We start from the raw sequence: 22,754 nt of genomic DNA on the forward strand, positions 1-22,754 counted from the left end.
GCTACGTCGCGTAGTCGGGCTCCTCGCGGTCCAGCACGCGCCGCCACGCGTCGAGGTGCAGCCGCGCATCAAGCTTCTCCCCCCACGCCCCTGCATGGTGGCGGCGCAGGCCCTCGGGCAGCCTATGCAGCGGCAGGCCGGTCTGCATGGCGGTCATCTGGTACATGGTCGTGCGCTCGGCCATGTAGGTCTCGTCGAAGGCGTCGTGCACGGTGGGTCCCACCACCGTCACGCCGTGGCCGCGCATCACCATGATGGTCTTGTCGCCCATCAGGCGCGCGATGCGGTCGCCTTCCTCGTTGCTGTGCACCGGCTGGTCGCCTTCGCCGTCATAGACCGCGCGGTCGTTGAGCAGCAGGTTGTTGTGATGCGACAGCGCGAATTCCGCGCCCTCGATCATGGACAACGCCGTCAGCCAGCGCGGATGGACATGCACCACGCAGGCGGCCTTTGGGTTCGCCAGGTGGATGCGGCAATGGATGTGGAAGGCGACCTTGCGAAGCTCGCCCTTGCCCTTCAGCACGCGGCCTTCGAGGTCGCAGACGATCAGGTCGCTCGCGCGCAGTTCCTGGAAGAGGTAGCCGCGCGGGTTGATCAGGAAGCGCGGCTCCGCCTCGTCCGGCAGCATCAGCGAATTGTGGTTGCCGATGTGCTCGTTCCATCCGAGCCGGGCGCCGATGCGGAACACCGCCGCCATGTCGCAGCGCAGCGCCCATTCGCGCTCCTCGGCCTTGCTGTCCATCAGGCTGCGCACGATCGTCGCCATGGGTGCCCCTCCTGTCGCGTCCGTGTCACGCTGCCACGAAGCGGCGCGCGCCGCCACTGGCGCTGCGATTGACGGGCGCGCGTCGCGGGCGGAGGCTCCGCACCGGAGGTGCCGCATGCCGTCCCCGATCGCCGAACTGCCGGTCACCGGCTATCTCGACCGCTTCTCGCACCGGCCCGGCGAGCGCTTCCACGCCAAGGTCAGCGTGCGTGGGGGTGGCAAGGTGCGCGCGCGCCTGGTCCGCGTGATCAGCGGTGATCCGAACCCCGAGGGCCCGGGGCTCCGCTTCGAGGACATGTCGCACCGCTTCGACGTAAGCTTCCAGGGCGAACGCCAGCCGATCCATTCCGGGTCCTGCGCCGTGGTGCCGCGCGCGCCGCGACGCCCTTCCGGTCCATGCAGCTGGACGGCGCTGGTGTGGTTCACCCTGCCGCGGCAGGACGCGACGATCATCGCGGAATGCGAGGAAAGCGCCGACGTCAGCCTTGCCCTCGGCGCCGAGGGTGTCGTCGCGACCGTCAGCGGTGCCGCCGGCCCTGTACGGGTCGCGACCGGACGCACACCCGCGCCACGGCACTGGCATAGGCTTTGGCTGAGCGCCGACCCGGCCACTGGCCGCGTCGTCGTCGGGATGCAGCCGCTCGATGGCGGCGCCGCGTCGACCGCCTCGTGCACCGTGGCGGGACTTCGCCTGCCCGCGGGCGGCGGCCGCCTGACCATCGCCGCCGATGGCGAGGTGCCGGCCGGCGCGCACTTCACAGGCAAGATCGAGGCGCCGTCGCTGCACGCCGCCTTCCACGAGGCTTGGCCTCAGCCCGATGCGCCGCTCTCCCCCGCCGAGCCGACTCTCATCGCCGGATGGGATTTCTCGCGCGATGTCCCGACCCAGCGTATCCTCGACATCGGCCCGCAGGCCTGCGACGGGCACCTCGTGAACGTTCCCACGCGCGCCGTTGTGGGCGCGCGCTGGTCGGGGCTCGAGATGTGCTGGCGCCACGCGCCCGAGGATTACGGCGCCATCCATTTCCACGCGGACGACCTGGCCGATTGCGGGTGGCGCACGAGCTTCACCTTCGATGTGCCGGCGGACCTGCGGAGCGGTGCCTATGCGCTGCACCTGACCTGCGACGCCGGCGAGGACTGGCTGCCGCTCTACGTGCTGCCGCCGCGCGGCACCGCGACGGCGCCGGGCGCCTTCCTCGCCTCCACCTTCACCTACCAGGCCTATGCGAACCATGCGCGCGGCAATGCCGATGCGGCGTATCGCGCGCGCGTCGCGGCCTGGGGCGCCTATCCCCACAATGCGGACGACTATCCGGCCTATGGCAGGTCCACCTACAACCGGCATCCCGACAACAGTGGCATCGCCTTCTCCTCGCGGCTGCGGCCGATCCTGACCATGCGGCCGGGCTACCTGACCTTCAACGACGCGCGCGGGTCGGGGCTGCGGCATTACCCGGCGGATACGCATCTGCTCGCCTGGCTCGAGGCGAAGGGCATCGCCTTCGACGTCATCACCGACGAGGACCTGCACGAGGAAGGCGTCGCGCTGCTCGAACCCTATCGCGTCGTGATGACGGGGTCGCATCCGGAGTACCATACGCTCGGGACGCTGGACGCCCTGGCGGCCTATACGCGCGGCCGCGGGCGGCTCATGTATCTGGGCGGCAATGGCTTCTACTGGCGCATCGCGGTGACGCAGACGCTTCCGGGCATGCTGGAACTGCGCCGCGCCGAGGGAGGCATCCGCGCCTGGGCCGCCGAGCCCGGCGAATACTGGCACCAGACGGATGGCGCCTATGGCGGGCTGTGGCGGCGCAACCGGCGCCCACCGCAGATGCTGGCCGGCGTCGGCTTCTCGGGCCAGGGCCTGTTCGAGGGCACGCATTACCGCCTGCTGCCGGCCGCGCGCGACCCGAAGCACGCCTGGATCTTCGAGGGCGTGGAGGGTGAGACCTTCGGCGGCTATGGGCTGTCGGGCGGCGGTGCGGCGGGGTTCGAGCTGGACCGCGCCGACGTCGCGCTCGGCACGCCCGGGGGCACCGCGATCCTGGCGCGCTCGGAGGACCCGCCGGCCTCCTTCGTGACGGTGCCGGAGGAACTGCTCTCGCACGTCAACACCGTTACCGGGGAGCCCGCGGCCGCGCTCAAACGCGCCGAGATCGTCGTCTTCGATACGCCGGGCGGCGGCAGCGTCTTCGCCACCGGGTCGATCACCTGGTGCGGCAGCCTCTGGCAGGACGGCGCCTTCCAGGGGCCGGTCAGCCGCATCATGGAGAACGTGCTGCGCCGCTTCGCCGCGCCGTGAAGGAGTGTTGACGCGCCGTGGGCCGCGCGCGACGCTTTGACCCGGACTGACGCCACGCTGTTCCGGGAGACCCGCCCATGAAGCGCCTGCTGCTTGCGTCCGCCTTCCTCGCCTCCGCCGCGCTGCCGGCCTTCGCCGCGCCCTTCGCATGTCCCTCCCGCGGCGGCGACATCGTCTTCGGGCAGGAAGCCAACGTGAACTCGCTGGACCAGCACACCTCCAGCACCATCTCGACCCGCAACATCGCGATGAACATGTACGAATCGCTGATGACGCGGGATGAGAACAACCGCCCTATCCTCGAGCTTGCCGAAGGCATGGAGGAAGCACCGGACGGGCTGACCTACACCTTCCGCCTGCGGCAGGGCGTGACCTTCCACAACGGAAAGCCGATGACCTCGGCGGATGTCGCGGCCTCCTTCAACCGCTACAACCGCGTGGGGCTGCAGCGCAGCACGCTGGACAACGTGGCCGGCTGGGACACGCCGGATCCGCGCACCTTCGTCATCCGCATGAAGCAGGTGCAGCCGACCTTCATCGAGGCGCTGTCCTCCTTCTCCGTGCCGATCGTGGTGATCCCGTCCGAGCACGAGAACGACGAACGACAGCAGCTGCGCGCCGTCGGCACCGGCCCGTTCCGCCTGCTGGAGTTCGTGCCCGGCAGCCATGCGCGGCTCGGCCGCTTCGACGCCTACAGCCCGAACACGGCGTTTGAGCAGCGCACCGGCTTCGGTGGCTATCGCGTCGCCTGTGTGGACACCGTGACCTTCCGAATCGTGACCGAGGCCAGCGCCCGCGTGGCGGGCCTAGAGACCGGCGCGCTGCAGGCGGTCGAGGACGTGCCGACGCGCTCGCTGGAAACCCTGCGCCGCAACAGCGCCATCACCATCCTGCCGTTGCAGAACTGGTGGATCCAGATCGCGCTGCCCAACACCTCCATCCCGCCGACCAACAACCTGGCCTTCCGCCGCGCGGTGCAGGCCGCGCTCGGCATGGAGGACATCATGGACGCGGCGACCGACGGCAACTACCGCCTGAACATCGGCTTCCAGTATCCGAACCAGCCCAGCTACACCGATGCGGGGCGCGAGACCTACAACATCAATGACCAGGCGCGCGCCCGCGCGCTGCTGCGCGAATCCGGCTACCGCAACGAGCCCATCATCATCCTGACCAACCGCGACTATCCGCCGATGTACAATTCGGCGCTGGTCATGCAGCAGCAGCTGCGCGCTGTCGGCATCAACGCCAATCTTCGCGTGGTGGACTGGCCGACCTCGGTGCAGATGTCGCAGCGCCTGAACAGCGACGAATGGCACTTCTTCCATTCCGGCTGGGGCACGCAGCCGGCGCTGGGGGCGCTCGCGACCATGCAGTTCCTGGTCAGCCCGAACGCCGCCTATCGCCCGCGCGACGACCGCGATGATCCAGAGGTGCTCGCCGCCTGGAATGCCATGAACAACGAGCGCGCGGCCGAGGCGCGCCAGGCTGCCTACGCCACGATGCAGCGCCTGGTGCTGGAACGCGCCTATGCCTATCCCTTCGGGTCGCTGACCAAGGTGCAGGCGGTGCGGTCCAACGTGCAGGGCTTCGTGCCGTTCCGCATCCCGCGCTTCTCGAACGTGTGGGTGCAGCGCTAGCCCGTGCTGGGCGTCCTTGCCCGGCGGCTGTTCTCCGCGCTGCCGGTCCTGCTGATCGTCAGCCTGATCTCCTTCGGGCTGATGCGGCTGATCCCCGGCGATCCGGCCGCCGCCATCGCCGGCATCGCAGCCACGCCGGCGCAGATCGAACAGCTGCGCCGCGACCTTGGCCTCGACGAGCCGGTGTGGATGCAGTTGCTGCACTACTACGAAGGGCTCGCGCGCGGCGACCTCGGGCGGTCGCTGCTGCTCGGCAAGGGCGTCTTCGCCGCCACCATGGAACGCCTGCCGGTCACCATCGGACTTTCGCTCTACGCCCTGGTCTTCACGCTGCTGATCGGCATCGCCAGCGGCATCATCGCGGCGCTGCGGCAGAATTCCTGGGTGGATCAGGCGGCGATGATGTTCGCCATGATCGGCATTTCCGTGCCGAACTTCTTCCTCGGCCTGCTGATGATCATCCTGTTCGCCGTTCACCTCGGCTGGTTGCCTTCGGGCGGCTACGTGCGGTTCAGCGAAAGCCCGGTCGGCTGGCTGCGCAGCATGACCATGCCGGCCTTCTCCCTGGCGTCGCTGCAGGCGGGGCTGCTCGCACGCATCACGCGGTCATCCATGCTGGAGGTACTGCGCCAGGACTACATCCGAACCGCCAAGGCCAAGGGCCTGCCGCAGCGGCGCGTGATCCTGAAACATGCGTTGGCGAATGCGCTGATCCCGATCGTGACCGTGGTCGGCATCATCGTCTCGCTGCTGCTCTCGGGCGCGGTGGTGACCGAGGCGCTGTTCTCCATCCCCGGCATGGGCCAGCTGCTCACCCAGGCGGTGCTGAACCGCGACTACCCGATGGTGCAGGGCGGTCTGCTGCTGGTGACGACCTTCCTGGTGCTGGTGAACATCACGGTCGATACGCTCTATGCCGTGCTCGACCCGCGGGTGCGCCATGAGTGATGCGGAAGCTATCGCCGAGACCCGCGAACATCCCGCGCGCGCCACGCTGCGACGGCTGTTCCGGCACCGGCTGTTCGTCACGGGGCTCGTATTGTTCGGCATCATCGCCGTGATTGCCGCCGCCGCGCCCTGGATCACGACGGTCGATCCGCAGCGGCTGTCCATGCGCAACAAGTTCCTGCCGCCCGATGCGAACTGGATCTTCGGGACCGATAATTTCGGTCGGTCGCTGTGGTCGCGGGTGGTCTGGGGCGCACAGCTGTCGATGATCATCGGCGCCTCGGTGGTAGCGTTGAATGCGGTGTTCGGCACGCTGATCGGCGCGCTCGCCGGCTACTTCAGGCGCATCGACAACGCGCTGATGCGGGTGAACGACGCGCTGATGGCCTTCCCGGCCATCCTGCTCGCCATCGCCGTGACCTCCGTGCTGGGGCCGTCCACGCTCAACGTCATCCTGGCGCTGTCCATCGTCTACATCCCGCGCACGGCGCGCATCGTGCGATCCAGCGTCATCGTGCTGCGCGAGATGGAATACGTGCAGGCGGCCGTCGCCGCCGGGGCCGGGCACTGGCGCATCCTGCGCCACCATATCCTGCCCAACGCCATGGCGCCGATGATCGTGCAGCTCTCCTTCCTGTTTGCCTATGCCGTGCTGTCCGAGGCGACGCTCTCCTTCCTCGGCGTGGGCGCCGTGCCGCCCACACCCACATGGGGGAACATCATGGCGGAAGGTCGTGACTTCATGCGGGAGGCGCCCTGGATCATCACCATCCCGGGCGTCGCCCTGATGATCACGGTGATGGGGCTGAACCTCCTCGGCGACGGGCTGCGCGACGTGCTCGACCCGCGGCTCAGGATCCAGCAGTGAACCTGCTCGAGGTCCGCGGGCTCACCACCGCCTTCATGACCGGCCGCGGCGAGGTGAACGCCGTCGAGGACGTGTCCTTCTCGCTGAAGGAGGGCGAGATCCTCGGCATCGTTGGCGAATCCGGCTCGGGCAAGTCGGTCACGGCCCTCACCATCATGGACCTGCTGCCGCGCCCGCCGGCACGCATCGCCGCCGGCGAGGTCACCTTCAACGGGCAACGCCTGACCGGCATGTCCGATCGGCAGATGCAGTCCATCCGGGGCCCGGGGATCTCGATGATCTTCCAGGAGCCGATGACCTCGCTGAACCCGGTCTTCTCGATCGGCGACCAGATCATGGAGACCATCGCCGCGCATGAACGCCTGTCGCAGGCGGACCTGCGCCGCCGCGCCATCACCATGCTCGACAAGGTCGGCATCCCCTCGGCGGAGCGGCGCCTCGACGACTATCCCCACCAGATGTCGGGCGGCCAGCGCCAGCGCGTGATGATCGCCATGGCCTTGGCCTGCAATCCGAAGCTACTGATCGCGGACGAACCGACCACCGCGCTCGATGTCACCATCCAGGCGCAGATCCTCGACCTGCTGATGGACCTGCGCGACGAGTTCGGCATGGGCGTCGTCATCATCACGCACAACATGGGTGTGATCGCCGAGACCGCCGACCGCGTGCTGGTGATGTATGCCGGGCGCGTCATCGAGGAAGCACCGGTCGCGACCATCTTCGACCGGCCGCTGCATCCCTACACGCGCGGTCTGCTCGAATGCGTGCCGTCGCTGACCGAAGATCGCGCACGGCTGGTCGCCATTCCCGGCACGCTGCCCGAACCCGCACGCCGCCCGCCAGGCTGCGCCTTCGCGCCGCGTTGCCTGCATGCGCAGGCGTCCTGCGCCGCGGCGATCCCGCCGATCGAGATGCTGGAACCCGCCCACCAGGCGGCTTGCTTCCGTGCGAAGGAACTGGCGCCGCCATGACCGCGCCGCTTGTCACCGCGAGCGGGCTGTCCAAGACCTTCGAGGTCGGCGGCGGCGGCTTGTTCGGCATGCGCAGGCGGCTGCTTCTGCGCGCGGTGGATGACGTGGCGCTGAGCATCAGTTCGGGCGAGACGCTCGGCCTGGTTGGCGAATCCGGCTGCGGGAAGTCCACGCTCGGGCGGCTCTTGATCCGCCTGATCGAACCCACGGCCGGCCGCATCACCTTCGATGGCACCGACATCACCGCGCTGAAGCGGATGGAGATGCGGCCCCATCGCCGCTCCATGCAGATCATCTTCCAGGACCCCTACGGCGCGCTGAACCCGCGCATGTCGGTCGAGGATATCATCGCCGAGCCCCTCATCATCCACGGCGCGAAGCCGGGCGCCGAGACGCGCCGCCAGGCGACGCAGATGCTCGAGAAGGTCGGGCTGCCGGCGCGCGCGCTCGACCGCTTCCCGCATGAATTCTCCGGCGGCCAGCGCCAGCGCATCGGCATCGCCCGCGCGCTGATCCTGCATCCGCGCCTGATCGTCTGCGACGAGGCGGTCTCTGCCCTCGACGTCTCGGTGCAGGCGCAGATCGTCAACCTGCTGCAGGACCTGCAGCGGGAGATGGGCCTCACCTACCTGTTCATCGCGCACGACCTGTCGGTGGTGCGGCACATCTCCGACCGCGTCGCGGTGATGTATCTCGGCAAGGTGGTCGAGGTCGCGGACAAGCGCAGCATCTATGCTGCGCCGCTGCATCCCTATACGCAGGCGCTGATCGCGGCGGTTCCGGCGCAGCATCCCTCGCTGCGCAGCCGCGGCAAGCGCCAACGCATTGCCGGCGACATTCCCTCCGCGCTCAACCCGCCCTCGGGGTGCCGCTTCCACACGCGCTGCCCGCACGTCATGCCCATCTGCCGCGAGCGCGCGCCGCCGCTGACCGAGCCCGCGCCCGGCCACGAGGTCGCCTGCCACCTGATCGCTTCCTGAGGAACGCCATGCCAGAACCCCGCAAATCCCGCCTGGTGCCGGAAGTGGACTATGCGAAGGACGGCAAGCAGACGGGCTTTATCCGCCTGTTCCACTCGACGCATGACAGTGCCTACGGCTTCCTGCCCATCCCGATCGTGGTGGTGAAGAACGGTGAGGGGCCGACCGCGCTGTTCACGTCCGGCAATCATGGGGACGAGTACGAGGGTCAGGTTGCGCTCACCAACCTGGTCAAGTGGCTGACGCCAGACATGATTCGCGGCCGCGTCATCATGCTGCCGATGGCGAACTACCCGGCCGCACTCGCGGGCCGCCGGGTCTCGCCGATCGACGACCTCAACATGAACCGCATCTTTCCCGGCGATCCGGACGGCACGGTCACGCGGCAGATCGCGCACTACATCGACAGCGAGCTGATCCCTTTGGCCGATCTGGTGATCGACCTTCATTCCGGCGGCTCCTCGCTGAACTACATCCCGACGGCGCTGGCGAAGCAATCCGCCGACCCGGTGCTGTACCAGAAGCAGCTGGCGGCGCTGCGGGCCTTCGGCGCGCCCTACACCTATATCCAGGGCGGCGCGCAGGGGCAGGGCGGGGACCAGACGCTGGGCAGCGGGGCGGACCGGCGCGGACGCATCTCGCTGGGCACGGAACTCGGCGGTGCGGGCGCGGTGAATGCGTCAGGCCTTGCCATCGCGGAGCGCGGGCTGCGCAACCTGCTTGTGCACCTCGGCATCCTGGGCGCCGAGCACTTCGTCGAACCGCCCGTGCCAACCCGCTTCCTCGATGTGCGCGGCCCCGAGATGTACGTCTATGCGCCGGACAACGGCGTCTTCGAGCCGCTGGTCGAACTGGGCGACATGGTCACGCCCGGTACGCCCGCCGCGTGCATCCACATCCCCGAGACACCCTGGCTGCCGCCCATCGAGATCGCCTTCAAGGCCGCCGGCATCGTGATGTGCAAGCGAATCCCCGCGCGCACGAAGCGCGGGGATTGCCTGTTCCACCTGGCGAGTGACCTCGCCGTATAGTCACTGCGGCTCGATCCCGGCGGCGCGCACCACCGTCGCCCAGCTGTCCACCTCGCTGCGCACCAGGCGCGCCAGCGCATCGGGGCCCTGTGCCTCCGGCGCGGCGGGGATCGAGCCCAGCGCCTCGATCCGCTGGAGGATGGCTGGGTCCGCCAAGGCTGCGCGCAGTGCCTGGTCCAGCCACGCGACCACCGGCGCGGGCGTGCCGCGCCGAGCGAAGATCGCGTTCCAACCGTGGAAGATGTAGTCCGGCCGCCCGGCCTCCGGCGCCGAGGGCACGCCCGGCGCATTCGGGTTGCGCGCGGTCGCGCCGGTCAGCAGGCCGCGCATCGTGCCGGCCGCGATCTGCGGCACCGCTGCGGGGGCGAGCAGGCAGGCGCTGTCCACGGTCTGCGCCACCACGTCGTTCAACGCCGGCCCTTCGCCGCGATACGGGATGTTGTTGAAGGTCACGCCGGCCAGGTGCTGCAACAGCGCGCAGGCCCAGTGGTTAGTCGACCCGATTCCCGCATGCGCATTCGTGATCGATCCCGGATTGGCCCGCGCCATTGCCAGGAACTCCTGCAGCGTGCGCGCCGGATGCCCGTTGCGCACCACGAAGACCAGCGGCGTGCCGGCGATCAGCCCGATCGGCTGCCGGTCCCGCGGATCATAGGCGATGGCGCGGTAGATCGAGGGGGCGGCCGAATGGCTGCCCAGGCTGCCGACCGTCAGCGTGTCGCCGGCCGGCGCGGCCTGCGCGCCGCGCGACAGATGTGACAAAGCAGGCCGCGGCGCGCGATCACGGTGCGACAGAGGGTCGATAGCGTTCCTCCCGTCACGATGGCGGGGCTGGTCCTGCCGCGACAGCAAGAGGAAACGACCCATGCGCAAGACCCTTAGCCTCGCCGTTGCGCTGATCGCCCTCGGTACCGCCGGCCCGGCCATGGCAGACATCTATGGCGGCACGAACGGCCTCGACATCGCCAATGGCATGCCTGCGGCCAACGGCCTTCAGTCCCCGAACGGTATGCCCGAGATGAACGGCATCCCCGCCTGGAACGGCCTTGCCCAGCAAAACGGCTTGCTGAACCCCAACGGCATGCCCGCGGCGAACGGCCTGCCTGCGTGGAACGGCATCGGCCAGTTGAACGGCCTGATGCCGGCCAACGGTCGGGCCCGCGCCATGGGCCTCGAGGTACGGGAGATCATGATGCCGGGCTACGCGCCGGTCGCCCTGTCCCGCTGATCCCGTCACAGCCCCGGCGGCAGGCCCGGCCTGCCGCCAATGCCGGAGGCCCCGCCGATGTTCCGCCGCAGCCTAGCGATCCTCCTCCTCGCCGCCACCGCTGCCTCGGCCGAGGCCGTGGCGCCGCAGCCGGTCGCACTGTCTGCCGAGCGTGGCGACTTCCGCCTCGAATGGTCAGACGGAACGGTCACGCGCGGCGCCTCACTCGTCGGCGCGCGGCTGATGCTCGCCGGCGAGCCGGTTACGATCACGGCCGCTCGGCCGAGTCCGCATGACCGACTGGGCGAGATCTGGCAATTCGATCTGCGCCGCGCTGATGGCAGCCGCTATTGCACCCCCGACCCGCATGGCGAGCAGTGGGCGATGACGCTGCCCGACCCCGAGGCACCCGGCGGCTTCAGCATCACCTGCACCTCCGGCGGGCTCGGCAAATGCCTCAACAACGGCTACGCGCCGTGGCGCCAGACCGCGGACGGGCAGTCGCTGGCGGCGTATCACCGCGCCTGCCTGCACATGCTGCGCGCGGCCTATGGCGGCGGTGAGCATGGCTGGACGCGCAACGGCACCCGCATCGACATGTTCGACGATGCCGGCATCGTGCCCGACGACGAACCCTCGGACACGCCCTTCGAGGCCGGCTGGAACGAGCATGGCGCGGTCTGCGTCGCGCATCCGCGCATCCCTGAGAACGGCTCGCTGGACGATATCCTGGCGGAGACGCCGCACCTCGCCGGACGGCTCGGGCCGGCAGCCTGCACCGAAGAACGTGCGCGCGCCCTGGGCGCACTGGTCTTTAATCGATCGCGATAGTCCCGGCCCCGCGGGCAGGCAGCGCACAGCTCAACCGCCGCCCCGCCGGCTGCGTAGCCGGCGTGGCGGGCTCGCGGCGCACGGAGCCGCAGTTGCCCAAAGCGGAGCGTTCACTTCGAAAGGGCCACCGGCGAGGTCGGTCGCCCAGCCGACCAACTCTCCGCGGACGATCGTTGCGCGCCTCGCGCGGGCCGAGGCCCTTTCACGGACCGCTGCTTACGTCCGGCCCGAGCCTGCGCGCGCCGCCACGAGCGCGACGGCCAAGGCCTATGCCGCCAGAACGTCCAGATACTCGGCGAGCAGCGTCGCGAAGCGGATTGGATCGGCCTCAGGCAGTCGTATCCAGCAGACGGCACATGCATCGACCTTGCAGTGAGAATCGTCCAAGCCTCAGCCTGCGGGACGTGACGATAGGAGGCAGTGGTACCAGCACCCCACGCCACGGTCGCCGACGCCATGAGCCTCGCGAGATTCTCGACGCGATCGCAATCGCCGACGCCTGGCTGAACAACACCTGGATGGTATCGGAATTGTCGACTGGTTCGAGGACTACAACACCATCCACCCTCACAGCGGCTTGCGCATGCGTTCGCCACGTGAGTTCATCGCTGCGCAGTCAGCAACCCACGCCGCTTGTCCGGTTTGAGGGGGGCAACTCCAATGAGCGGGCAGGCACTGAATTCGGAGGCGACGTTGGCGGGCCTGCTTGCAGTTCTGGTTGGTCCCGGGGCGCTGTGGCAGGGGTCGCGGAAGGGCGATGAGCAGGACGCTGGTCCGCCACGATGGCGGATCTGTTGCTGGCCGTGCCCCGGCGGCGTCAGAGTCCTCAAATCACGACATGGGGTGACCAGGCAGCCTGTCGAAGTTTTGGAAGTTTCGACTGGTGGCGTAATCGAGGGTGTCGCGAGGTCCGGAGAACTTCGGTCCACAGGAGAGCAGGTCGGTGTGAGTTCGACGACCGCACTGCGCGAGGCCCACGCACGAAAACCAAGGAAAACATGCGCCACACGGCGCAGACGCATGGCGGGCAGACTTGTCGAGCAGGGTGGAAGTGGTGTAGGAAAGGGAACCAGCAGCGAACTGTCTCTTGGGGCGCAGGCGTTGGATCTACGGTTCCAGACGGATTTGTAACTCGGAGAGATCCTCCGCAGGCATTTCTGAACCGATCAAGCTGTGCAGGTACTCCAGCAGGTCCTCCTGGCGGGGTTGCCCGAAGGCAAGGCGATAGACGGTCAGGCTGCGCTTGAGCCATTCGAGCCTGCGAACCTCCCGGCTGAACGGTAGCATCGGTACGCGACGTTCGACTTTGACCGCGCCTTCATAGATCCAATAGGGGATGAGGTCGGTATCGACCTCAGCGTCGGCGCGGGCAGCGTCGAACATCGCCTTCCACGGGTCATTCTGGTTCGAGCCGCCACCCCGAACCCTGTCGATCTGTCGATCCGCCAGATTGAGGCGGATGGCGTGGCCTTTGAAGCGATGAACGCGCCCTTCGCGCTGCTCGAGATCGACTGGATTACCAGGCAGGTTCCAGTGATAGACGCGATAGCAATAGGGATGGAAATCGAGCCCCTCCTGTCCGACCGAGGTCGTGGCCAGCACAAAGGGCCGAAACGGCGAGTTGAAGGCGTCGCGGACACTGCCGAGACGCGCGGCGCTGCCTTCCTCATCCTTGTAGTCAGCCAGGCGCATGGCGAAACGTCCGCGCATCTGGAACTTCTTGATGACCACCTTCTTACCGGCGACGACCGGATCTTCGACGTCGATCTGCGAGGGCCTGACGGAGAGCGCGTCGGAGATCGCTTTGCCGACACCGGCAACCCGCTCGACGGAAGGTTGTGCCCCCAAGCCTTCGGCATCGACCAGATAGTGAACATACTCGTCGAGAACCGCCTGGAGATTATGGTCGACGCCATAGGTCAGCACGCGCCGCCAATATCGATCGTCATCATCCTTCCGCAGGAGGGCGACCGCATCATGCTGATTAAAGAGCGTTCGAAAGCCCCAGGAGACCTGGTTGGCGGCGGCGAGGAGTCGGTGATCATCCCATTCGAGATCGGGTGCGATCCGATGCAGGGCGCGCAGCGCGCACACCGCTGGACTGCCCAAGGCGACATCGACCAGGAGCTCGAGCACCGTGTCCGGAACCGGCCCAAAGGTGCGCCCCGTCGCCACTGTGCGGAGCTCAGCGACGTGCTCCTTGAACCCCTCCTCGTTGCCCAGCGCTGCGAAACCGGAAGGGGCAGCGACCCACGCCATGGATTTTGCTCCCGCCATCGCGTCGATCACCGCCGGCGCGGCCCATTCCCAATCGCGACCGTCGGATGCATCGCCCGATCGTTGGACCAGCGCCGTCACGCTTTCGCGTAGGCGTTCGGCAACGGCCTGCCGCATGGCTTCGACCGACAGGGTTTCGCTATGGGCACCGAAGATCGTCAGCGGATCGGCGAGCTTGGCCAGGGTTGGCGACGGATAAACCAGGTGCATGGCGCGCATGGCGACGAGCCGTCCCTGGTCCTGCCGAAACTGGATGGGGCGAGGCCGTACGTGGCCGAAGTACCGCTGGCCTGCCAAGCCTACGCCCATGCGACGTTCGGCTTCGTAGGAAAGGATTGCGGCGATCGCATCGGGCACCATCGACCAGGATGAGAAGATCAACGCCTTGGTGAGGGGCCGGCCGACGCGCTCTGCGCCGTAATAGGCCAGTGAGGGCGGGATCCAGAGATGCTGATCGAGGCCTTCCCCGAACACGTCATCCATCACGCCGCGCATCCGGCCATTGGCCGGTTCGAGATGCTCGTAGGAATCGAGGTGATCGTGGTCGAGCATGGCCGGCCTCGCGCGCTCAAGCGCATCGCGGAGGTTCACCGCGGGCTTGTCCAGCTTGTCCTTGAGGAGCCTCTTCAGCGCGTAGTCCCGCATGAAGTTGAGCAGATACGGTGCGGACTTCCAGTATTCGATGACCTCAGGCGCATCGAGCGCGCGGGCAACATCCGAGATGACCGCTGCTTGGCGAAGGTCGATGGGCTGAATGGTGACGGTCATTGGCCGCTCACTGACCATCGAATCGCGCTCAATGGTGCTCGCGACGCGTTCGGTCCGCGCCATCACCTTGCGCAGTCGCTGCTCGACCTTCTGGCGGGCGGCGATGGCCTTGGGCCTCGCCTCGGGGAGCGCGTGAAGAAACCCACGGAATTCCCGCATCTCTCGCTCAAGGGTCTTGGCAATCTCGGGACCGTTCGCGCTGCCGTACAAGAACGACAGGGTCTCCAGAAAGTCACGGTAGTGCTCGCCCTCGTCGGGCTCGTCGCCCGATAGGGTGAGCATCCGGTACGGCGTTGCTGACAGCAACAGCGTACGCGCGGCATGCCCATTGCCATCGGAGTAGTTGAACAGTTCGCGCGCCAGAACTGCGGCGGGTGTCTCACCGTGGAGCAGATCGCGGAAGCGCTGAAACTCATCCATGATGATCAGGTCTGGCTTCAGGGCATCGATGCAGGCGTGCGACAGCTTGCTCCGTAAACGGCCAACCAGCGCATTGCGACGCTGGCTCAGCTCGAGGGGATAGGTCTCCCGACGGCGAGGGAACAGGTCGCAGACGGCCTCGAGCTCCCCGAACAGATCGACGTCAGATTCCACATCGCGGCGGAAGCGGTCGACGATACGCTGGTCAACACCGTCAAGGGTGACGTTGTTCACCGCACCGTTCCATCCGTCCACGCCGGCGGTCACTTGAAGCAGATTGTGCAGCCCGCGTGGCAGGGAAACACTGCCTTCCAGCATTCGCAGCAGAAGCGCGCGTTCTTGGGTAACTCCAGTCGTGGACCGAAGATCGAAAGTGGTGCCCGGCGTCAGGCTTATGAAGTTCACCTTGTTGGCGTCTAGGCCCTGGTCACCGCGCACCTGGAGTGGGATCAGCGTCATGCGGGTCGGCAAAGCTAGTTCACGGCGGTTGAGGACGTTCAGACGGTTGATGTTCTGAGCTGCGATCGCCTGGTTCGAGCAGATGTAGAGGATGTCGATGCGATCGGTCGTATCCCACAGGGCCTCTATGGTTCGGGCGATTACCCCACGCGCAACCATGGTCTTGCCTAGGCCGACCTCATCAGCGACGAGGAATTGCCGGACGGAATCTCGGTCGCCGTAAAGCCGGTCAAACACATAGTCGACTGTACGACGCTGGAATGCCTTCAGCGGAGCGAGCGCGACCTCGGCATTGAAACGCTCATCCGGCATAGGCGGGGCCCTGATGCTGAAGTGCGATCCGGAAAGCGTCCCACAGAGTACGGAAATCGGCCGGAATAGGGTCGGCGCCGGTGTCGTTTCCGGCTTCCAACCGCGTCATGAGGCGCTCGATCGCATGGAGCCGCTCGCCGCCGCGGCATAGGGCGCGAACCATGTCTTCCAGAAGTGGCGCATCGTCGGCGGCCGTGGCCCACGACATGCTGCCTGCGCCCTCTTGCGCGGCGAGAGCCGCGCTGAAAGGGTCTCCGAGTTCGGAGAGTAGGAGCCGCAGGTAGCGGAAGAATGCATCCCGACTGTCGATGACCCACCGAAGAATGGCGGCATGGCGGTCTGGTGGAAGCCCTTCCATGACCAGGCTGGTGCTGAAGAGTGCCGACGCCTTGTCGTTGTCGGCGTTCACGCGAAACGCCAGAAAGCGGGTCAGATCAACGAGTGGCATGGTGCCGAGATCAACGGCTGTACCCGCTCGGAGAGCTGCCAGAACATCGCTGGCGTGCCCGTCGCCTCGTGTGATCGGCCAGACACTCACGGATGCGATCCCGCTGAGCGGAATTGATTCGGCTGGGATCAGCCACACGCGCCACGGATGCGCGTCGCCGTCCTGGCTCTCGATCCGCTCGCAGCGCAGACGCAGTCCACCTCGGCATAGGGCGCGGCGCGCGTCGTCAATGTTGGCCTCGGCCGTCGCGATCGCTGGATCGAGCGGTTCCAACTCGCTGGGGACAAACCCGCGGGTTAGGCGCCCGAAGCCCTTGTCCCCCATAATCTGTTCAACGCTGCCAACCTTGGAGCGCTTGCCTCGGAGCGAGGCGAAGAGTTCGACATTATTGCCGGAGATCAGCGCTGGGCGGGTGGCATTGCCGGAGCCAATCGTCAGAATGGTGTCCCAGCCACTTTCGGCGATGAAGGCCTTGGCGTGAAGACCTTGCAGTGCGTTGGTCGAGACCTCTTCGCCGTCTTCACTGGTAGCCATCTCGTCGAGAACTGAAACGCGCCCAAAGGCTTGCAGGGTCACGGCGTCCACGCAGGCCAATTGATCGGGCCTGCTGATGATGACTGGCTTCTCCGCCGTTGGCAGGCGACTGAGCAGATCAAGCGCGCTGGTATCGCAGAACGGCGAGATTACGCCCAAGCGCGCGCACGATGCGGGCTGCCAGACCCTGCCGCCAAAGCCGTTGACGGCGAAGGTGACGTCATCAAAGCGGTCGGGCGTCGTCCATCTAACGCGTCGGATGTCTTCAGCGACCTGGGCGGTCAGCGCGCGCGCTTCATTCGACAAGCCGGCGACAGCAAGGTCTGGCAGGCGACTGATGAGATCGAACAATGGCCGGTTGGTGGCGTCCGGCCGGCCGGTCAGCTCACCGTCGAGGCGGAGCGAGATATCCCATGAACGGTCGCGCGTCAGGTTGCGAGACAGCACGAGGAGCCGCAACAGGATTGGATCCTCAGCGCGCGTGGGTCGATAGCGCAAGGCCCAGAGCTTGGGATGGAAAGCGCCTCCGCGCGGTGCTGCCACCTCCACGATTATGCGTTCCAGGAGGGAGCATAGGCGCGAATGCGGGCGGCTCTGTGCGTGGAGATGCCCAGCGTCGACGAAGACCACTAGCCGCCCAGCGATGCGTTCCGCTCCTTCAAGGAGCGCGAGCGGATGGCTCAGGATGTCGTCTCGATTCTCGGCGGCGAACAGCGCGAGGCTGACCGGCGCGGCCAGCGCAGTCTCGAAATCGAGCGAGAAGGTCGTGGCGATCGCCGCGTCGAAGACATAGCCCGGCGGCGGCTGGAGGCTATCGCCATAGAGGACGCGGGTTTCGGGATCGAGCGTCGTCCTATTCAGCATTTACGATATCCCGCAGGTGCGATCTGGCCTGCGCCCATCGGAAGCTGAGCGGTTCTGCGCCCGACGCGCCGGTCCAGCGGTCGCGTACAGCCCGGTTCGCGAACCTCGACTGGCTGGTTTTCAATCGTCGCTCGCGGTCTTGCACCATTCGCGCAGCATCCGTGCGGTTGCCGACACTGACGCCTCCGGACTTGAGCAGTGCCAGCCAGTCGGTAACGAAGCGCTTTGCTGCCGACCGAATCCTGTGCGCGGGATGGTCGATCGCTTGCCAGAAGGCGTCGAGTGACCAAGCGCGGATGGCGGGCATATCCAAGCCGGCGCGCCAATCAGCGAGGCGTGCTTCATACTTTTCGATCCAATCGGATCTTTCGCGCATCTGGCTCAGCAGCAGATTGTAGAGAAGGGAGGCGCCGTGCATCACGCTGGAAAACATTGCACCGTGCTCCACCAAAGTGCGTGCGTCTTTGGGGAAGTCGGCTAGGTGCGGATGCTCCCAGATGTTCTGGCAATCTGCCTCCCCGCCTGAGGTGCGCGCCAGAAATGCCAATAGGCTGTGCGGCTGGCTTGCCACCAACCGATCGATAATGAACTGGGCCTCGTCGAGCGAGAGTTTGAACCGCGTGGCCTCTAGCAGATCCCTGGGCCGAGACGGCAAGGCAGGCGTCCAGATCAGCAGGGCCTGGGCTTCGACTGCTGGGTCTTCGCTCTCGCGAATTCGCGGGCGGTTGCGCTGAAGATGGCGCATGGATGAGAAGAGGCTATCGGCTGAGCCGGGGAAGAGTCGGATGCCCCATGTTCCGAGACCCGCCCAATAGACGGAACTCGGCAGTCGCTGGAGGTCGGCGCCTGCATCCCGGCCAATGATCCCGTTGGTTTCGCCACCAGCCTTCAGAGCGTTGGCAAGCCTAGTTTCGAACGCCCGTGCCTCTCTCGCGAGCTCGTCTGGCCCGACCGATGAGTCCTCAAGCATCTGGAAGAGCCAGGGGATAAACAGCATGTAGCGCAGTCGAGTCTGGATCGTGCTGGTTCCCGGGAAAAGATGGTCGGCAATCGAATCGCGAATGCTGCCAAGACCAAGTTCGTCGCGGGTCTCGCGCTCCTGGAACAGAGCCATGATCCGCTGCGCGCGCTGACGCTCGGCTTCGTCGAAGTCAATCCAGGCAAGTGACGACATTTTCCCCCCGCCGCTGCTTGTGCACTGATTGGCCATGCAGCGCCTCCGCCAGTAGCAGCAAATCGTCTGGCCAATAACGGTGAGGTCGGGGCTGACCCACTCCGGTTTCAGCCAGAGGGCGGCATGCCAGCACTGCCATGCGCCAGCGCGTCGGGATCGCCGTGCGCCCTTGCGCTGCGCCCAGGAGCGCACCGCAGATCGCTCCATTGGTGTCGGTATCGCCGCCGGCGCCGACAGTCTCCATGAGGGCGTCCGCGATGGACGTCCCGGCGGCCAGGTGACGAAACGCGTTCTGGAATGCGATCAGGACCCAGCCCTGCTGGCTTATGAAGTCACCGGGACCTTCGCCAGCCCGCGCGCTCGCAAGCGCTGCACGCAGTGGCGCCGCCTCCTGCTCCGGCATTACTGCCTCCGCCGATGTCAGCATCGCCTCCTTGTTGCCGCCGCCGATTCCGGTCGCGATCGCTGCGACGAAGGCGGCCGATGCTGCCTGGCAGATCGGATGCGGGTGGGTCAGTGCCGCATCCTGTCGTGCCGCAGCCGCAGCCTCGGCGGCGTCGCGGGCCCAGACGCCTATGGGCGCGCACCGCATGAGAGCGCCATTCGCCTGGCTCTCTCGGTTCGCTGCCTTCCGGGCTGCGCAGGCCTTGTCCTGTGCGGCTCCTGCGGCGGCGGACAGCGCCTGCCGCGTGGTGCCGCCGATGTCGAAGGGCCGCGAGGCGTACCAGCCAGCATAAGCGGCTGCGACCGCCTCGGATGACCAGGACGTCTGGCCGACCAACGTACGCGCGAGGTCGAGCGCGAGTTCGCTGTCATCGGTCGGTTGCCCGGCGATGGTGTTCCATGTGCCGCCATCGGCGAGATCGCGGACGCCGTAGGGGTATTGCCGGGCGATGTCTTCGGCGGAGCGGAACTCGACCAGCGAGCCGAGCGAATCCCCAGCGATTTGCCCGAGGAGGCAGCCTAAGGCGCGATCGAGCGCTAGCCCCTCATCCAGACGCGGCCAGGCAAGCTTCAATCTCCGAGCCAGGGGCGGGCCACGCCGCACAGCGCCCCAATTGCGCGCAGCGAGCGCCCGAACGGCAGCCTCCGCCCCCCCGAAGCACCACCGGGCGCTGCTGTGGCCGTCGATCGTGTAGCGGACCTCGGCGCCAGCTTCGTCGAGCAGCACGCCGCCGGCGCCGCGGACCAGCGCATGGCCGGCGGCGTAGTCCCAACCGCAGGGGCCGTTGAGCGAGACCGCCGCGAGGCCATCCCCGGCCGCCACCCTCGCCAGCCGATAGGCGATCGAGGGCAGGCCCACGAAGCGGGCCGGAGCCACGGCTTGCCCGTTGCCGATCGGCCATTCCGGCGCGGCGTGGCTCAGGAAGACAATGCTGCCGGGGTGGAGCGCGCCTTGCGCGAGTTGTGGCCGTACGGGCTGTCCGTTCCGCAGCAGGTGATCCATGCCTTCGGCCCAGGCGATGGTATCCGCCCCACGATCGGGCGACAGCGGCGCATGCACCACACCGAGCACGGGCACGCCGCCCCGGAGAAGCGCGATGCAGACCGCAGAGCCGCGATAACCGGCCAGGAAGGCGCTTGTCCCGTCATTCGGATCGACGAGCCAGCAATCGGCGCCGCCTGGCCCGGGATCCGCCCCGGTCTCCTCGCCCAGCCAGCGGGCCGGCAGGAGTTCGAGCAGGCGATCGCGCAGCCCTACCTCGATCTCCCGGTCGATCTCAGCATGGCTACCCGAGCCGCGCGGCCCGCCAGGTCGCGCGAACTCGGCGGCCAGCAGACGACCGGCCGCCTCGGCCGCAGTGACCACGGCGGGCAGGAGGGCGCGGAGCTCTTTAGTCTCGGCGATGGCGTTCGGCACGGTCATCGCCCGGGCGGTCGGCTGAAGCGCTCGGCGATCGAGGCACGCGGTGCTGCGCGGAGGTCTTCCTCGTAGCGCGCGCGCTTCATGGAGGCCGAATAGACCTCCTTGCGGGTCCGCTCGTCCCATTCCTCGCCGATCCGGCGCTGCACCAGCACCAGCTCCGCCACCAACGTCTCGGTGCCCGGCACGCCGCGGGCATAGGGTTCCACCCAACGCAATTGCCGCTCCAGAAAGTGCGTCGCGGCCCGGCGATCGCCTTCGCGATTCATCCTGACCGCGCTGCGCAACACGTCGGCCGTCCACGCCTGGACCACCGCGAGCGTGCGGTCCGGGTCGCGCGGCTGGGCGTTGTTGTCCGTGCCTCGGGCAAGGCGCAGCTCGGCCTCCACGGCGCGCGCCTCGACCGCTTCGCCGCCGGCCGGCAGCGCGCCGCCCGCCGAAACGCCCAGAAGCAGCACCATCCCGGGCGCACCGGCGGGGCAATGCAGACGGACGACCAGCCGCTTGGTCTGGCCCGGGAGGAGCTTCCCAACCATCACCTCCAGAACCCCAGGCAACGCGGCATGCGCCCAGCTGCCGACCAGCTCGGCCCGCAGGTTCGCCGGCACGCTGACGCGCAGCGTGACACGCTCCAGCAGGGCGGCGCGGCCTTCCTGCAATTCGCCCAGCACCACCTCGGCCACTTCGGTGCCGCCGGCGGCGTCGTGCAGGCTGCCACCGCCCGCCTCGGCGATGGCGCCGAGCAGTTGCTCGTCATAGCCGTCCCCGATCCCAAGCGCGGAAGTCAGCACGCCGCGCTCCAGCAGCGCGCCGACGTGCCCCGCGATCTCGCCGCGGTCGGTGAGACCGTCATTGGCGTGACCGTCCGAGAGCAGCAGCACGCGATGCGAGGCTGTCGGGTCGACGGCCATGGCGGTCGCGATGCGCTCGGCCGCCAGCAGCCAGCCGTCGAAAAGGTTTGTGCCACCGCGGTCTGTCAGGCCCCGGATGGCGCTTGCTGCGGCAGCGCGCCCCGCCACGTCCATCGGGCGGGCATCCAACAGCAGCTCGGCCTTGTTGTCGAAGGCAACGAGGCTGAGGCGGTCCTGCGCGGTCAAGGCCTCGACCACGGCCAGGGCTGCACGTCGCGCGGCGTCAATCTTGTCGCCGGCCATGCTACCGGAGATGTCGATCGCCAGCGCGAGGTTCAGCGCCGGCACCTCCCGCTGGGCGGTCTCGCCCGCAGCCGAGAGATCGGCGACCAGGTAGCGGACGGAGCCTCCCTCATGCCAAGCCAGGGTGCGATCCAGACCGGCGGTGAGGTTCAGGGTGGTGGTGTCGGTCATCGGTCCCTCCCGAGCAGGATGTCGCGGATCAGATCGGCGCACCGCTCAAGGCGGGTGCGCTGTTCGGCGTCGAGCGGGCCGCGGACGGTCAGTTCAACGTCGGGGGTGACTGGAATGCGGAGCCATTCCTCCGCGCGGGCCTTGCGGGCCGGCTCCGGGCGTCCCTGCCCGAGCCGATGTTCCAGCGCCTCGAGCCCGGTCGCCGCGCGTGGCCCCGGCGGGGTCGCTGCCGCCGCCACGGCGGAGGCGGGCTTCGGCACGCGGGCACGCAGGTTCGCGATGTAGTCGAGCGCGCTGGATGCCGGATTACCCGCCGGCGGCGACGGCTTTGCGAGGGTCTCGGCGCGCGACGCGTAGGCCGCGATCTGCTCGGGGTTGGCGACGAGCAACTCCTTCCGGATGTCGGTGAGCGACATGCCGAGCGCGTCCCGCATGGTCCGGATGGCGAGCAGGCGCGAGAGGGTGTCAGCCGGGTAGCGGGCGGCCGGCCCGCGGGTCAGGGGCGGCGGCAGAAGGCCCTGGGCAACCCAGGACCGGATCGTACGAGGCTCGAGGCCCGACGAGGCGGCAAGGTCGGCGAGGGATGGCTCGGTGGTGAGCATGGCGCATGTCTATTTCAGACAATGCGACATGTCAATATAAACGACATGACGAGATGCGAAGCGGCGCTCGCGTCGCCGTGCTTGCGGTGCGAGACGAAGTGCCGGCCGCTTGATCGTACGTGGGCTAGCTGTGGCCAGTAGGTTTCATGATCTG

17 protein-coding genes are annotated in these 22,754 nt (G+C 67.6%); 9 read left to right on the forward strand and 8 right to left on the reverse strand.

Features of this window, described 5'->3' with window-relative positions:
* Nucleotide 1: 1 nt before the first annotated feature.
* Nucleotides 2-766: a class II aldolase/adducin family protein gene (locus HW578_RS00090; protein WP_198368450.1), complete on the reverse strand. Its 765-nt coding sequence runs from the start codon at nt 764-766 to the stop codon at nt 2-4.
* Nucleotides 767-881: 115 nt separating this feature from the next.
* Between HW578_RS00090 and HW578_RS00095 the strand changes: the two genes are divergently transcribed.
* The 7 genes from HW578_RS00095 (at nt 882) to HW578_RS00125 (ending at nt 9,515) form a co-directional block, all read left to right on the forward strand.
* The gene (locus HW578_RS00095; RefSeq protein WP_198368451.1) at nt 882-3,074 is read left to right on the forward strand and encodes a N,N-dimethylformamidase beta subunit family domain-containing protein; all 2,193 of its coding nucleotides are present in this window, start codon (nt 882-884) and stop codon (nt 3,072-3,074) included.
* A 77-nt stretch (nt 3,075-3,151) separates the two neighbouring features.
* Complete coding sequence (locus tag HW578_RS00100) at nt 3,152-4,714, forward strand: ABC transporter substrate-binding protein (protein ID WP_198368452.1); 1,563 nt, start codon at nt 3,152-3,154, stop codon at nt 4,712-4,714.
* A 3-nt stretch (nt 4,715-4,717) separates the two neighbouring features.
* A complete protein-coding gene (locus HW578_RS00105) occupies nt 4,718-5,662 on the forward strand; it encodes an ABC transporter permease (RefSeq protein WP_198368453.1) in 945 nt (314 codons plus the stop codon).
* Nucleotides 5,655-6,530, forward strand: a complete 876-nt coding sequence (locus HW578_RS00110; RefSeq protein WP_198368454.1) for an ABC transporter permease — start codon at nt 5,655-5,657, stop codon at nt 6,528-6,530. The genes HW578_RS00105 and HW578_RS00110 overlap by 8 nt, the downstream gene beginning before the upstream one ends.
* Nucleotides 6,527-7,504, forward strand: a complete 978-nt coding sequence (locus HW578_RS00115; protein WP_369407779.1) for an ABC transporter ATP-binding protein — start codon at nt 6,527-6,529, stop codon at nt 7,502-7,504. Before HW578_RS00110 ends, HW578_RS00115 begins: the two co-directional genes overlap by 4 nt.
* Nucleotides 7,501-8,484 carry an ABC transporter ATP-binding protein gene (locus tag HW578_RS00120; RefSeq protein WP_198368455.1) on the forward strand — a complete coding sequence of 328 codons (984 nt, stop codon included), beginning with the start codon at nt 7,501-7,503 and terminating at the stop codon, nt 8,482-8,484. Before HW578_RS00115 ends, HW578_RS00120 begins: the two co-directional genes overlap by 4 nt.
* Nucleotides 8,485-8,492: 8 nt before the next feature.
* A complete protein-coding gene (locus tag HW578_RS00125) occupies nt 8,493-9,515 on the forward strand; it encodes a succinylglutamate desuccinylase/aspartoacylase family protein (RefSeq protein ID WP_198368456.1) in 1,023 nt (340 codons plus the stop codon).
* On the opposite strand, the gene HW578_RS00130 is transcribed toward HW578_RS00125, so the two are convergent.
* On the reverse strand, nt 9,516-10,277 hold the full coding sequence (locus tag HW578_RS00130; RefSeq protein WP_198368457.1) for a Bug family tripartite tricarboxylate transporter substrate binding protein: 762 nt from the start codon (nt 10,275-10,277) through the stop codon (nt 9,516-9,518).
* Nucleotides 10,278-10,380: 103 nt separating this feature from the next.
* Between HW578_RS00130 and HW578_RS00135 the strand changes: the two genes are divergently transcribed.
* Nucleotides 10,381-10,743 (forward strand): hypothetical protein, encoded by a 363-nt coding sequence (locus HW578_RS00135; RefSeq protein ID WP_198368458.1) that lies wholly within the window; start codon nt 10,381-10,383, stop codon nt 10,741-10,743.
* 57 nt (nt 10,744-10,800) lie between these two features.
* A complete protein-coding gene (locus HW578_RS00140) occupies nt 10,801-11,553 on the forward strand; it encodes an ADYC domain-containing protein (RefSeq protein ID WP_198368459.1) in 753 nt (250 codons plus the stop codon).
* A gap of 1,107 nt (nt 11,554-12,660) precedes the next feature.
* Here the strand turns inward: HW578_RS00140 and HW578_RS00145 are convergent.
* Genes HW578_RS00145 through HW578_RS00170 form a run of 6 tightly spaced genes read right to left on the reverse strand, consistent with a single transcriptional unit; the run spans nt 12,661 to nt 22,600 of the window.
* A complete protein-coding gene (locus tag HW578_RS00145) occupies nt 12,661-15,789 on the reverse strand; it encodes a helicase-related protein (RefSeq protein ID WP_198368460.1) in 3,129 nt (1,042 codons plus the stop codon).
* On the reverse strand, nt 15,779-17,635 hold the full coding sequence (locus HW578_RS00150) for a phospholipase D family protein (RefSeq protein ID WP_198368461.1): 1,857 nt from the start codon (nt 17,633-17,635) through the stop codon (nt 15,779-15,781). Before HW578_RS00150 ends, HW578_RS00145 begins: the two co-directional genes overlap by 11 nt.
* Entirely contained in the window at nt 17,625-18,809 is a 1,185-nt protein-coding gene (locus tag HW578_RS00155; protein WP_198368462.1) for a DUF6361 family protein, read from the reverse strand. Before HW578_RS00155 ends, HW578_RS00150 begins: the two co-directional genes overlap by 11 nt.
* A complete protein-coding gene (locus HW578_RS00160) occupies nt 18,787-20,676 on the reverse strand; it encodes an inositol monophosphatase family protein (RefSeq protein ID WP_198368463.1) in 1,890 nt (629 codons plus the stop codon). Before HW578_RS00160 ends, HW578_RS00155 begins: the two co-directional genes overlap by 23 nt.
* Nucleotides 20,673-21,998 carry a vWA domain-containing protein gene (locus tag HW578_RS00165; protein ID WP_198368464.1) on the reverse strand — a complete coding sequence of 442 codons (1,326 nt, stop codon included), beginning with the start codon at nt 21,996-21,998 and terminating at the stop codon, nt 20,673-20,675. The genes HW578_RS00160 and HW578_RS00165 overlap by 4 nt, the downstream gene beginning before the upstream one ends.
* Complete coding sequence (locus tag HW578_RS00170; RefSeq protein WP_198368465.1) at nt 21,995-22,600, reverse strand: helix-turn-helix domain-containing protein; 606 nt, start codon at nt 22,598-22,600, stop codon at nt 21,995-21,997. The genes HW578_RS00165 and HW578_RS00170 overlap by 4 nt, the downstream gene beginning before the upstream one ends.
* Nucleotides 22,601-22,754: the final 154 nt, after the last annotated feature.

Origin of the sequence: Roseomonas rosulenta (assembly GCF_016106005.1) — a bacterium.
Taxonomy (GTDB): Bacteria; Pseudomonadota; Alphaproteobacteria; order Acetobacterales; family Acetobacteraceae; genus Neoroseomonas; species Neoroseomonas rosulenta.